At 41.4% G+C, this 13,093-nt stretch carries 10 protein-coding genes and 2 tRNA genes; 4 read left to right on the plus strand and 8 right to left on the minus strand.

Annotated elements, in window-relative coordinates:
* Nucleotides 1-10 precede the first annotated feature (10 nt).
* The 5 genes from cls to QE417_RS03335 all read right to left on the minus strand — a co-directional run bounded on the left by cls (nt 11) and on the right by QE417_RS03335 (nt 6,729).
* Complete coding sequence (cls, locus tag QE417_RS03315) at nt 11-1,468, minus strand: cardiolipin synthase (protein WP_311947503.1); 1,458 nt, start codon at nt 1,466-1,468, stop codon at nt 11-13.
* Nucleotides 1,469-1,835: 367 nt separating this feature from the next.
* Complete coding sequence (locus QE417_RS03320) at nt 1,836-2,663, minus strand: DUF4249 family protein (RefSeq protein WP_311947504.1); 828 nt, start codon at nt 2,661-2,663, stop codon at nt 1,836-1,838.
* Nucleotides 2,663-5,473 carry a TonB-dependent receptor gene (locus tag QE417_RS03325; protein WP_311947505.1) on the minus strand — a complete coding sequence of 937 codons (2,811 nt, stop codon included), beginning with the start codon at nt 5,471-5,473 and terminating at the stop codon, nt 2,663-2,665. The genes QE417_RS03320 and QE417_RS03325 overlap by 1 nt, the downstream gene beginning before the upstream one ends.
* Nucleotides 5,474-5,587: 114 nt before the next feature.
* On the minus strand, nt 5,588-6,304 hold the full coding sequence (locus QE417_RS03330; protein ID WP_311947506.1) for a LytR/AlgR family response regulator transcription factor: 717 nt from the start codon (nt 6,302-6,304) through the stop codon (nt 5,588-5,590).
* A complete protein-coding gene (locus tag QE417_RS03335) occupies nt 6,304-6,729 on the minus strand; it encodes a hypothetical protein (protein ID WP_311947507.1) in 426 nt (141 codons plus the stop codon). The genes QE417_RS03330 and QE417_RS03335 overlap by 1 nt, the downstream gene beginning before the upstream one ends.
* A 230-nt stretch (nt 6,730-6,959) precedes the next feature.
* Between QE417_RS03335 and QE417_RS03340 the strand changes: the two genes are divergently transcribed.
* Nucleotides 6,960-8,033, plus strand: coding sequence for a sensor histidine kinase (locus tag QE417_RS03340; protein ID WP_311947508.1), 1,074 nt, complete (start codon nt 6,960-6,962; stop codon nt 8,031-8,033).
* A 2-nt stretch (nt 8,034-8,035) separates the two neighbouring features.
* Here QE417_RS03340 and QE417_RS03345 read toward each other — a convergent pair whose 3' ends face one another.
* Nucleotides 8,036-8,632 (minus strand): DUF502 domain-containing protein, encoded by a 597-nt coding sequence (locus tag QE417_RS03345; RefSeq protein WP_311947509.1) that lies wholly within the window; start codon nt 8,630-8,632, stop codon nt 8,036-8,038.
* Nucleotides 8,633-8,646: 14 nt separating this feature from the next.
* Nucleotides 8,647-11,181 carry a bifunctional UDP-N-acetylmuramoyl-tripeptide:D-alanyl-D-alanine ligase/alanine racemase gene (locus QE417_RS03350; RefSeq protein ID WP_311947510.1) on the minus strand — a complete coding sequence of 845 codons (2,535 nt, stop codon included), beginning with the start codon at nt 11,179-11,181 and terminating at the stop codon, nt 8,647-8,649.
* Between the two features lie 22 nt (nt 11,182-11,203).
* Here QE417_RS03350 and QE417_RS03355 point away from each other — a divergent pair, with 22 nt between their 5' ends.
* The 3 genes from QE417_RS03355 to QE417_RS03365 all read left to right on the plus strand — a co-directional run bounded on the left by QE417_RS03355 (nt 11,204) and on the right by QE417_RS03365 (nt 12,008).
* Complete coding sequence (locus tag QE417_RS03355; RefSeq protein WP_311947511.1) at nt 11,204-11,686, plus strand: regulatory protein RecX; 483 nt, start codon at nt 11,204-11,206, stop codon at nt 11,684-11,686.
* 110 nt (nt 11,687-11,796) lie between these two features.
* Nucleotides 11,797-11,869 (plus strand) — tRNA-Gly (locus tag QE417_RS03360).
* Nucleotides 11,870-11,922: 53 nt separating this feature from the next.
* Nucleotides 11,923-12,008: transfer RNA gene (locus QE417_RS03365), tRNA-Leu, on the plus strand.
* 206 nt (nt 12,009-12,214) lie between these two features.
* Here QE417_RS03365 and QE417_RS03370 read toward each other — a convergent pair.
* Nucleotides 12,215-13,048: a formylglycine-generating enzyme family protein gene (locus QE417_RS03370; RefSeq protein WP_311947512.1), complete on the minus strand. Its 834-nt coding sequence runs from the start codon at nt 13,046-13,048 to the stop codon at nt 12,215-12,217.
* Between the last annotated feature and the right edge of the window lie 45 nt (nt 13,049-13,093).

Below are 13,093 nucleotides of genomic sequence, written 5' to 3' on the forward strand. Positions count from 1 at the left end.
AGAGCCCTATTTACAACAAAGGCGATAACAGCCTTGCCAGTCTTTCGGGCAAATGCTTGTACCACGGGCGTTTATCCCACTCGGCGGTGTTAATGAGCACGGCGTCTTTTAAATCGTTGGTAAAAACGTCTTTGAGTTGCTGGGCAATAGTTTTATCGTAAACAATAGTATTTACTTCGAAATTAAGGTCAAAGCTGCGATAATCCATATTGGCCGTACCTACAATACATAAACGGCTGTCAACCACCATAGTTTTGGCGTGGATGAAGCCTTTTTGATATTGGTATATCTTAACACCCGCATCCAGCAAATCATCGTAATATGATTTGGCCGCATAATCAACAAATAACGAGTCGGAGCGTTCGGGCACCAAAAGTGTTACCTCTACCCCGCTCAGCACGGCCATGGTAAGGGCATCAATCAAACTATCGCCGGGTATAAAATAAGGGGTAGTGATACATATCTGGCTTTGTGCCTGGCTTATGGCACTAAGTAGTGATAGTAATATGGTCGATTGCTCTGAATCGGGGCCGCTGCCCACCACCTGTACAGTTACATCATTATCCCCTTCGGGATTGAGATCAAAGTACTTGCGGTTGGGTTCGAGATAAATGTCTGAGCAAAAATTCCAATCGCCTATAAATAAATATTGCAAATAGTAAGTGCCGGGGCCGTCGATCCGTAAGTGCGTATCGCGCCAATATAATTTATCAGGTTCACTGGGCGAATTAATATACCTGTCGCTCACGTTAATGCCACCTGTAAATGCCGTATGACCGTCGATGATAATAATTTTGCGGTGATTGCGGTAATTAAGCCTGTTGGCCAGGGCTAAAAACAGTATACGATAAAACGGATAGGCTTGCACTCCGGCCTCTTTCAATTCTTCTACCAAATCATGGCGTATGGAGCGGCTGCCAAAATCATCGTAAATAAAGCGGACTTCAACACCTTGCCGGGCTTTTTCGATCAAAATGTTTTTGATCTCCTGGCCTATGTTGCCGTCCTCAAAAATATAGTATTCGAGATGGATGTGATACTGCGCGTGTTTAAGGGCATCTATCACTTCCTTAAACTTTTCTTCGCCGTTAATCAACAGTTTTACCCGGTTGCCACCAGTAAGTGGGCTCCAGCTGTTGGTAAGCGACAATTGCGCAAGCCGTTCAAACTGCCTTAACTCGGGAGATGCGTTTTGCAAGCGTTGTTCAAAAGCTACCGAAATTCGGTCTTGTATCTGCAACTGCAGTTGCGTGTCTTTAATGATTTTTTTGTCGTAGAGTCTGCGCTTACGGTAGTTTAAGCCAACCGAAAAGTAAATAATAGCGCCAATAACGGGCAAAAAGATGGTAAGAAGTAAGTATGCAAGTGTTTTAGCCGATGACCGTGTATCATAAATAATTCTGAAACAAACGGCGGTTACGCCCAGTATATACAAAACTTCGGTTACTGTTACCCAGTCAAAACGCATGAGGCTTTACTTAAATAAACAGGCAATGGTTGAATATACCTGCGGTTCAAACTTAGTTAACTAACAACACAAACCACTATATGTTGTACAAAGTATTGCAACTGTATGATAAACCAAAGTTATAGGCATAAAAAAACACCGCTGCTCCAAGGGCGGTGTTTTTATTATTTTTGAAAACTATTATTATTAACTCAAACAAAAGAACGGGAAGCAATATCTTGTAATAACTATCTTTTTAGTTGCTTTTATTAATAGACGTGAGTTATACAGGATTGTTGCATGCTATGTAAATTTTAACATAGCAGCCCGTTTATATGGTTATAAATCATAGTTAAATATGCTACAAGCCCACTGTTTGGTTTGATGATTAGTATTGAGTTATTCTTAACCGAAGCGTATCGGTTTGCATGGCTGTAAATATGCCAAAACCGTTCACAATATTTCCCGGCGGATTAGTGAGTTTTTGAGATGAAGAATTGGTATTACTGGTGAGCACATCTGAGTATTCTTTGTTTACGGCATACAATATTACACGGTAAACACCTATGTAATCAAATATGCGATAGTAAGCATCATAGCTATCGGTTTGCTTTACGTTTAATGTAAAGTTTACCGGCCTGTTGCTTCGCAAATTTGCTTTAGCCGGACTTTTATCATCGTTTTTAAATATGATTACGTGATATAACGAATCAGGATTACTCCATTTATATGTTACGGCAATTGAATCAGCCTCACCTGTAAACGGATTTCCGGCTCCGCCAACAGTATTGGTGTATGGCACATTAATAGAATCTTTTGTGGCAGTAAAACTCTTAGGTTTGGCCGGCATAACTGTACTGGCCGAAACTTTAATGCCATTGTATTCAAAAGTGAGTGTATAAATTTTGCCAGCAATTAAAAAGTTTTCATCGGCATGAGAATAAGTTCCTGTCGCACTTTCGGTAAGGGTAACATTTTGGCTGCCATTACTTATTTGTAATTGCAGGCCGCTTATCAAAGTACCATAAGTGGCAGTATCGGTTAAACCCTTTTGCTGGTAAACTTTTACTTTTAACGGCTGCCCCGGAATGAGATAACTTTCTATTACAGGTTGACTTTCCACACCGCTTGCCGACTCTTTTTTACATGCAGCATGCAGCATAATTATAAATATAACCGATAGTATAACTATTACGTTGAGTGTTTTTTTAAGCATTATTTTAGTTTTAAGCTAAGGGTTATGTTTGGGGTTAAACCAAGGTATTTAACCTGTGTAGTAATTATTTGGTTGCCTTGCAGGTAATAATCGTTATACCACGTATTTACATGATTGTAAGCATTAAACAACGAGAAGCTTATGCTGCCTACCTTACGGCCATCGATCTTTAGTAAATCATAAGTTGCCGAAAGGTCAAGGCGATGATATGCTGGCAAACGTTCTCCGTTTTTGGCGCTGATGCTCATGTAAGTCATTTGGTTACCATCGAGCGTGTTTATGGTATAACTACCCAACGGAGCAGTGTAAGGGTGCCCGGTACTGAAAATAAATACGGCCGAAAAACTCCAACGCTGCAGGTGGTACATGTTCACCCATTTAAATTCGTGCCTTATATCCTGGTTTGATGAAAAATAGCTATCGCCGTAATTAGGGAACTTGCTTTTAGCTTCGCCCAGCGTGTAGCTCAGCCAGCCGGTATATACCCCGGCTTTTTTTTGCAGCATCATTTCAATACCGCGCGAATAACCCTCACCGTTGTAAAAGTTTTCAGTAACGGTGGTGGTATTGCTTTGACTGGGCATCATCATGCCCTGTCCGCCAGTATTCCCCCCTACCTGCCGTATAGAATATTCGCTCAAACCCCGCAGGCGCTTATAGTAACCTTCCACATCAAATAAAAAGTTATCGTTCTCCACACTAAAACCACCAATAAAATGGTCGGCATATGCAACCGGAATGCTTGTATTATTGGCCAGTACCCAAAAGTTACGGTCCCCAGAAATTACATCTTCCCGGGTTACCTGTTTGGTAAACTGGTAAAACCGGCCCGTAGCGCCTTTCAATTTAAAGTTGTTGGTAATATCATAAGTGGCCGATAGACGAGGCTCGGTATAAAATTTACCCGTAGGCGTAAAATAAGTGGTACGTAAGCCCGGTTGAATATGCAGATTAGCACTTGGATCATACTCTAACTCGGTAAATGCACCGGCAACTGTGCCGCTATTATTTTGGTTGATGAGTTGTATGGTATCGTTTTGAAGATAGTTGTACTTGATACGCAGATATGAGCCGTACCCTCCAAACAACAGCTTTGCTTTTGAACCTGCACGCCATTCCCAGTCTGATTTTATGCTGTAATCGTTTAAACGATTGGTTTCAACCATTCCATTGTTAATCTGGCGGGTGCTGCCGCTATCGGTTACGCTACCTGTTGTACCGCGGTTGCGGTCGCTGTAAAAGCCCGAATAACTCACTACCGTGTTGCCAAACAGCTTTTGACCTGCATTGGTAGTCCATTTTAAGCTGGTGCCAAGGTTGCCGGTGCGCAAATTATCATTAATGGTTAAATCGGAGCTGCTAGTGCTTAAAAATGATGGAAAGTTGAGCTTGCGGCCGTTATCTAAATGGTCGGTTCCATTATATAAACTCCATGAAAATGAGTTTTTAGTTGACGGCGTAAATGTATATTTAGCGTTTACATCATAAAAATAAGATGACGGAGTGGTTTGGTTGGCAAAACCTCCCCCACCAGGGCCGCCACGGCCACCGCCGCCAAATCCGCCGCCTGTTGGAGCGGTATTAGTGGTGGTAGAGGTATTAAACTGGCCGAAAATTTTATCATATAAGGGACCCTGGTACGAGCGCCTGAATGCTACCAACGCAGTAGATTTACTTCCTACCGGGGTTTCGGCATAAATATTTGTACTGAGCAAACCTAAATCACCACCTATATTGGTTTCGTTTTTGTTGCCGTCTTTGCCCCTTATTTCGGTTACACTGCTTAACCTGCCGCCGTATTTGGCGGTATAGCCACCTTTGTACAAATCAACATCGCGCACGGCATTGGTGTTAAACGCGCTGAAGAAGCCATAAAGGTGATCGACCTGGTAAACGGTAAAGCCATCAAACGTAACCAGGTTTTGGTCGGGCGTACCACCGCGTACGTATGCTCCTGATGACGACTCATTGGTAGCACTAACGCCCGGCATCAGCTGAAACGATCGCATAATGTCGCGCTCGCCAATACTGGGGAGCTTATCGAGCGCGGCTGGAGTTAACTGTAGCACGCTCACCTTTTTGCTATCGGTGTTTAACACACCAGCCTTTTTACCTACCACTTCAACCTCGTTAAGTGTATTGTTCATGTTAGGAAACAGTGACAGTGTGAGCATACCCATAATGTTTTGGTGAGTGAGCCTGAAAGCATCATTTTGGTAGCCCATGAAAGATGCCTCAACCACCGATGTATCAGTCGGCACATTCATAATGGTAAAGTTTCCGCTGGAGTTGGTAAGCACGCTTAAATCGCTGTTCCTGATTTTCACAATGGCGCCGGGCAAGGCCTCGCCGGTATTTTGATCGGTTACGCGACCGGTTATGGCAAACTTAAATTTTTGAGGTGGCCCATTAGGCGCTTCGAGTTTTTGAGGTTGAATTACCGCCATATTTTTGCGCATATTCTTCAGGCGACGCAAGCGTACCAAATCATCGGGGCGCTCCATGATGTACACTGTACCGTCGTTTTCGATCCAGTAACGCAAACTATGCTCACTACAAACGCTTTTAAGCATATCCATCAATGTTTCGTTGAAAAAGCGTGCGTTCACATCGTACTTCTCTATTACTTCGCGCTCATAAAAAATTGGTAGCTTGTATTTCATGGATATGGTATCGAGCATTTTATCCATGGTGCAGGTAAAAAAATGGTTAATTACCTGTTTTTTTAAAACTTGCTTGGTTTGCTGGGCATAAGCTATCGAAACTGAAAGGCTTAGCACAATTACAAGGGAGGTAGAAATTCTCTTCATCAACTAAATCGGGGTGCTTGGGAAACCGAATTTGCTTTATAAGCACATAACCACGAAATAAATGAGATAAGGCACAACTATATGTAGACCAAATAGCCTGTTGTGCCGAAGTGTCTACTGCACTTTACCTGTCATTCGGCTAATAGCATCCTTGTAATTATCGCTGTACGGCACCTCGGCATCAGCCACCTTAATGCGCCCTTTACGAATAGAATGCACATGGTTAAGGTTTACAATGTATGATTTATGTACCCTGTAAAAATCGGCAGCCGGCAACTGCTCTTCCAAAGATTTAATAGTTATGCGGGATAAGATTGGTTTAGGTAAATTAGTTGCGTACAGCTTCACATAATCTTTTAAGCCTTCTATATAAGTAATATCATCATGGCTTATTTTAATCAAATTATAATCGGCATATAAAAACAGGAAGCGCCTGGTGGTAGCGGCGGATTCGGTGTTATGAGATTGCCGCTTGTTGGCTTCAAATATGGTTATTGCCTTATTGCAGGCTTTTAAAAACCTATCTAACGCAACAGGTTTCAGCAAGTAATCTACCACATCAAGTTCAAACCCATCAATTGCAAACTCCTGGTAGGCCGTAACAAATATTACCAACGGTTTTTGTTGCATACTGCGCACCAATTGCAGCCCGTTAATACCAGGCATCTGTATATCGCAAAATATGAGATCAACGGGCTGTTCCTGCATAATTTGTATGGCTTGTACGGCATTGCGGCACATACCCACCAATACAAGGTTGGGTATCTTCTTTATATTGTCTTCCAGCAGTTCGAGCGCCAGCGGCTCATCATCTATAATTAAACAGCGCATTAGTTAAAATGTATTTGTAGTATTACGAGGTATGTATTGAGGCAATAATCGCGGTAAAGCAAGTGAGTCCCGGGGTAAAGGCTTTCGAGTTTTTGCTTAATGCGCATATAAACTACACGGGTACGTTCGTCATGTATTTGATTACTTGTACGGTAGTGTACACTAAACGTAAGGCTGTTACTATTAAGCTGTAAATCGAACATAATCGCCGGCGCATCTACTTTAAATACCCCAAACCTAAAGGCATCATTTATTAAGGGCAGCAACATATCATGCTCTACGTTGTATGAGTTGCTACCAATATCGGTATGCAGATTTATGTAAGCCATGTTGGCATAATGCTGTTTATATTGATTGATATAAGTGCACAAATAGTTTGCTTCCAGCTCGGCCCGCAGTTGTGTTTGATATGTTGAATTGTGCATACGTTTATGCTATTATTTTCATCATATAACCGCATAGTTAGATCAAATATTACCCTAAAACAGCCATGTATAGATATAAGGGTGAAATGTATAGACGAATGCCTTTTGTAGTCACAACCATTGCAGTCATTTGTAATAAAAATTACGCCTCTTAAAGCATTCGTCTATACATTTCACGCTCTTATCTCATTACTACTGTAGCTACATAAATTGTTGCTTTATTTGCAATAATGAAAAAATTGATCGGGAAGCCGTGGATATACAACTCTATACCTGTGTTGGTATGGTTCCTGTTACTTGTGCTTCCATTTATATCGGGTCCGGCTAATCTACCGCATAACATCCGCCAGCATTTTATTATAAATGTAGTTATTAATAACTTTCTGTTACTGTGTATATTTTATCTTCATACTTACTTTATATATCCGCTATTAAAATCAAAGAGTATTGCCGCTTACGTAATATCACTGGTTATACTATTAGGTTTGTTTTGGTTGTACTCTTACTTTTGGGGGGCAGTACAGCCTCCGCATCATAACGAAGCTGTAACCGGCCCAGGTATGTTTAAAGACCAGCATAAGCCGCCATTTAACCGCGGCGACCGCAAACCATACATGGTTATATTTGGTCCATTGATTGCGTTGCTATGCAGTTATTGTTATCGGATTATATTGGATGATGCTGCCCGCCAGCAACTGAATAAAGAGCGTGAAACTATTCACCTTAAAACTGAGCTTAATTTTTTGCGATCGCAGATAAGTCCGCACTTTATGTTTAATGTATTGAATAACCTGGTAGCGTTGGCCCGCAAAAAAAGTGACGATCTGGAACCTGCAATCGTAAATCTTTCGCAAATAATGCGGTACATGCTTTATGAAAGTGATGATAACCGGGTTAATCTTTCTAAAGAAATTGAATACGTTAAAAGTTATATTGATTTACAGATGCTGCGTTATGGCAGCGAAGTAACTATTAAGTTTAATGTAAACGGAGATCCTGAATTATTTATGATCGAGCCAATGCTCCTGATTCCGTTTGTGGAAAACGCATTTAAGCACGGAACAGGTATGATAGAAAAGCCGTTGATAATAATTTCGCTAAATATTATGGAGGAAGAACGTTTGTTAAAATTTGTGGTTTTAAACCCGGTTACCGATGCCGGTGGTTCAAAAGACGACAGTTCGGGTATTGGCTTAACCAATGTTAAACGCCGCCTGGATATACTATACCCTCACAAGCATAAACTCCACATTCATCCGCAACAAAATTCGTTTAAAACTGAGTTGGTTTTGCAACTGGCTTAAGGCTAATCCAGTTCGGTTACCCCGCCCGATATTACAAACTTCATCACATCTGCAGCGCTTTTGTCAATAGGCTTAACCTTATTGGCCGGAACAATAACTACCTGCCCGGCAAAAGAGTATGAATACGGAAAGTAAACGGCAACCTCGCCCTGCAAACCAATAGCGCTCAAATCTTTACGGGTTAAAAATCCAATTTTTTTCACCCCAGACGAACCAACTTCCACCAGTACCGGCTCGTTAAACTTTTTTTCTTCGCCTACAAAAGCCTCGGTGAAATCTTTAACAGAGGAATACAGGAATTTAAACAGTGGTATGTGGTTTAGCAAGCGCCAAAACCAGCGTTTTATGGGGTCGGTTATTACATTGGTAACTAAAACCCCCATGATCATGATGAGGGCTAATACAGTTAATATTCCCAAACCGGGTATATAAACACCTTTACCGGTTTTAGGGTTAACCCATAACACATCGCTCAGGTTTAGTGCATTATCTAACTTGGCAACAGCCCAAACTATCAAAAATACGGCAACCCCCAGCGGAACTACCACCAGCAAACCTTTAATAAAATAGTTAAATAAGGCGCGCGCAAACCTGTTCATAATCGGGTGCAATTTTACTCATAAAAATACACTCTTTTAACCCGCTGCGAAATATTGGTTAAAATTTCATAAGGAATAGTACCTATTTGACGGGCTAAGTCTTCAATAGTTTGCTGTGCGTTAAACACTACAACTTCATCGCCCTCATTAACTTCAACGGCGCTTACATCAAGCATACACATATCCATAGCAATATTACCTATGGTAGGTACAAGCACGCCATTTACCAGCATTTTACCCACGCCATTACCAAAAGCACGCAGGTAACCATCGGCATATCCAATACGTACCGTAGCTATACGACCGTCGTTTAATAACTTACCGTTGCGGTTATAGCCAACCGTTTCGCCAGCCTTAATGCTGCGTATTTGCGATATATTGGTTTTAAGCGTGGCAATAGGCTGCAAGCCACTTAAATGTTTGGGTACGGCAGCATCAATACCATACAAACCTATGCCCAGGCGCACCATATCAAATTGTGCTTCGGGCCAGCGTATAATGCCCGATGTATTAGAGATGTGTTTAATTACCGGGTACCCTAAAGCTTCCTCAATTTGAGTAAAGGCGTTGGTAAACAGGCTGATTTGCCTGAGTGTAAAATCATCATGCGCTTCTGCATCGCTGGCCACTAAGTGAGAGAATACAGATGTTACGTGGATGTAATGATTGTTGCGCAATAGCTCACAAAGTGTATCTAACTCAAACTCTTCAAAGCCCAAACGGTGCATGCCGGTATCTATTTTAATATGCACCGGGTAATTCTTTACGCCGTTGTTTTGCGCAAACTTTACAAACTTATCTAACAGGCTAAAACTATAAATTTCGGGTTCGAGTTTAAACTCCAACACCTTATCATATGCCGATGGTTCGGGGTTGAGCACCATAATAGGTAGCATAATACCAGCATGGCGCAGTGCTATACCTTCATCAATATAAGCTACGGCCAGGTAATCAACCTTGTTATACTGCAATATATTAGCCACCTCAAACGTACCGCTACCATACGAAAATGCTTTGACCATAGCCATCAATTTAACGCCTGACTTTAGCTTCGATTTGTAGAAATTCAGATTGCCCAACATAGCATTCAGGTTAATTTCCAGCATGGTTTCGTGCGCCTGTTGTGACAAAGCACGGCTTATGCGTTCAAACTCAAAACTGCGCGAACCTTTAATAAGAATAGCCTCATTATTAAAATTTAATTCTTTAAGATGCGCGAGCAGCGTGGTTGTATCGGTAAAGAAATGGGTTTGAGTAATGCCATCAAATAAATCTCGGTTTTGTTGCAGGGCCTCTCCTACTCCAATAAACCTATCAATACGTTTGCTTTTCACCATATCGGCCACCTGACGGTATAGCTCCTGCTGCTGCAATCCCGACTGGAAAATATCCGACAGGATAAGCGTTTTAAATTTATGCTGATTTTGCTGCTGTAAAAAATTGAGTGCTATGGCTAAAGATTGCACATCGGAGTTATAAGAATCATCAATTATGGAGCAATCGTTAATGCCAGTCTTCATTTCCAGGCGCATACTTACCGGGGCCAGGTGCTCCATACGTTTATCAGCCTCTCCGGCCGGGTAATCCATGGCCAGCAGTGTTGCCCAGCAGGTAATGGCATTTTCTACCGATGCTTCATCTAAAAACGGAATAAGGCATTCTATCTCCTGTCCTTTATACACAGCACGCAGGTAATAACGTTTGGAAATTACTGTTTCGCTGAATACGTATAAATTGGCCTCCTTGAAATTTTTGCTCCAGGTAAATGTTTGGGCCGATGCAGGCAAATTTGTAGTGTAATTTACAAGCTGGTCATGATTATAAATAATTAATCCACAGTTTTTAAAGAGTTTTAGCTTTTGGGTTACCTTTTGCTGAGTGCTTTCAAACCCCTCATCATGGGCCGAACCCAAGTGGGTAAGCACACCTATGGTTGGCTGTATAACGGCTTGCAAAACATCCATCTCATTAATGGTTGATATACCAGCCTCAAACATACCCAGCTCATTACCCTCCTGTATTTGCCATACCGAAAGCGGCACCCCAATTTGCGAATTATAGCTTTTAGGATTGCGTACAATACTCTTATCGGCTGCCATTAACTGATACAACCACTCTTTAACAATGGTTTTTCCGTTACTGCCGGTTATGCCAATAACAGGAATATTAAACCTGCTCCTATGGTGCGCTGCCAAAGCTTGCAGTGCCTTTAACACATCGGACACTACTAAAAAATTAGCGGCAGTATATTCTTGCTGAGGTTGGTGCCGAACTACAAAATTGCGCACACCCTGATTATAGGCTTCGGCAATAAACTCATGCCCGTTGCGGCGGCCATGTAAAGCAAAAAAAAGGCTTTCGGCAGGGTTAGTAATCTGGCGGCTATCGGTTAATAATATACTGATGTTGTTCTCCCTAACAATGGTTCCGGCAGCGCTAATTATTTGCTGCACCTCTGCAATAGAATACTGGTTGCTCAACATAGTTACGAAGGTGGGTATATTTATGTAAACAGAAAAATGAATTGGTACATCAAATTTCTTAGCCAAAATTTTTAGTAATTTCGCAGGTATGAACGAACCTAAAAAGAAGCGCATTACTGACGAAAAGACCGGCCTTGCCAAAGCCGAGCATTTTTGCGCTTACCAGGAACGTTCGCAACAGGAAGTACGCGATAAACTGTACGACCTTGGCCTTTACCCTGATGCCGTAGAGCGCATTATTAGCAAGCTGATTGAAGGTAATTATTTAAACGAAGAGCGTTTTGCCCGCGCTTATGTACAAGGCAAATTTAATCAGAAAACCTGGGGCCGCATTAAAATTAAACAAGGCTTGAAACTTAAACGTGTACCCGAAAAACTCATCAACAAGGTGCTTATGGGAATTGATGGGGACGATTATTTACTCAAACTTGAACAGTTGCTGGCCAAAAGAGCAGCACAAACCACCGAAAAAGATACTTTTAAACGACGGTATAAGCTCATTCAGTACGCTACAAGCCGTGGTTTTGAAGCTGATTTAATAAATGACGTTTTGAATAACAGCGAGTTATAAAAAAGTTAAAAAAACTTTAATATAATTGTTTGCAGAATATGCTTTTGTGCCTATATTTGCATCACCAAAAACGAAAGGGGTTAACGAAAGTAAAGCACCTGAAGTTAAATGCGAAAGTAGCTCAGTTGGTAGAGCACGACCTTGCCAAGGTCGGGGTCGCGAGTTCGAATCTCGTCTTTCGCTCAAAATATCTACTGCTACCATAGTAGATATTTGTTTTAAAAGGTTAATCACCTGCTCGGGTGGTGGAACTGGTAGACACGCAGGACTTAAAATCCTGTTCGCCTTAAAGCGAGTGCGGGTTCGATTCCCGCCCCGAGTACAAGCCTGATACTTTGTATCAGGCTTTTTTTATGCAATATATTTTACACCTACCCTCTTTTAAAAACCATAACAAAAGTATTACATCACTTATCGGGAAAGATTATGCTCCGGAGAATTTGGAGCGTTATAAAACCAGTTTAAAGCTACTATCCTCTACCTGTCTTCGATACACACAATCTCACACTATATGTCATTATAAACATCTTAAATACCTTTACATACCCTAAATCCTTGGTCGGCTCCCTTGCCACTTGCTTCAAAACTGTGACGGCTGGCACATTCACAGCGGTTTTCGCCGCCTATCCAGCCACCACCCCGTTGGGAACGCTTAATACCCGGAGGCGTTTCATCATCCTGGTACCAATCCTCACACCATTCTCTCACATTGCCAGACATGTCGTAAATTTCTAATTCATTGGCTTTTTTACTACGAATTATATTAGCTTGACAATGGTTCTTTTCTAATACCGGCCAACTCCAGTTTCCCGTTAAAATTTTGTCGCCAGAGTTCTTCCAATACCAGGCAACCTCATTTATATTATTGCTCCCGCTATATTTATAGCTTTTACTTTTTTTACCTCCGCCAGCTGCGTATTCCCATTCAGCCTCAGATGGTAAACGGTAACCATTAGCACCTTTATTCACTGTTACTATAAATTTCAAACTATCAAATTCACTTTTGTTAACCGTGTCTTTCTGGTCCTTATTTAATGTATAGTAAGGTTTTAAGTCTTCCTTAATACTTCTTTTGTTGCAGTATTCTATACAATCATACCAGCTTACCGTTTCTACAGGTAAACTATCACCTTTAAATTTCGACGGATTAATACCCATAACAGCTGTCCACTCTTTTTGAGTAATTTCGTTTTTGCCAATACAAAAATTGGGTAAGTTTCCTTTTCCATATAGGTTTGATTGAGTGTTGATAAATGATCCTCCCTCAACTATTACAAAATTCGAATCATTAAGGTGTTCAGGTTGCCTGCATGCAGTTAAAAGGCCGACTGCTAATATTAAAAATAAGAAAAAGATCTTCATTGTGTTTTGATAAAAAAGCCGCCGGTGTAAACACTCGACGGCTTC

Origin of the sequence: Mucilaginibacter terrae (assembly GCF_031951985.1) — a bacterium.
Taxonomy (GTDB): domain Bacteria; phylum Bacteroidota; class Bacteroidia; order Sphingobacteriales; family Sphingobacteriaceae; genus Mucilaginibacter; species Mucilaginibacter terrae_A.

Excerpts from the sequence above, each read along its gene's own strand:
- cls (WP_311947503.1), bottom strand. The coding sequence starts at position 1,468 with ATGCGTTTTGACTGGGTAACAGTAACCGAAGTTTTGTATATACTGGGC.
- QE417_RS03320 (WP_311947504.1), bottom strand. The coding sequence starts at position 2,663 with ATGCTTAAAAAAACACTCAACGTAATAGTTATACTATCGGTTATATTT.
- QE417_RS03325 (WP_311947505.1), bottom strand. The coding sequence starts at position 5,473 with ATGAAGAGAATTTCTACCTCCCTTGTAATTGTGCTAAGCCTTTCAGTT.
- QE417_RS03330 (WP_311947506.1), bottom strand. The coding sequence starts at position 6,304 with ATGCGCTGTTTAATTATAGATGATGAGCCGCTGGCGCTCGAACTGCTG.
- QE417_RS03335 (WP_311947507.1), bottom strand. The coding sequence starts at position 6,729 with ATGCACAATTCAACATATCAAACACAACTGCGGGCCGAGCTGGAAGCA.
- QE417_RS03340 (WP_311947508.1), top strand. The coding sequence starts at position 6,960 with ATGAAAAAATTGATCGGGAAGCCGTGGATATACAACTCTATACCTGTG.
- QE417_RS03345 (WP_311947509.1), bottom strand. The coding sequence starts at position 8,632 with ATGAACAGGTTTGCGCGCGCCTTATTTAACTATTTTATTAAAGGTTTG.
- QE417_RS03355 (WP_311947511.1), top strand. The coding sequence starts at position 11,204 with ATGAACGAACCTAAAAAGAAGCGCATTACTGACGAAAAGACCGGCCTT.
- QE417_RS03370 (WP_311947512.1), bottom strand. The coding sequence starts at position 13,048 with ATGAAGATCTTTTTCTTATTTTTAATATTAGCAGTCGGCCTTTTAACT.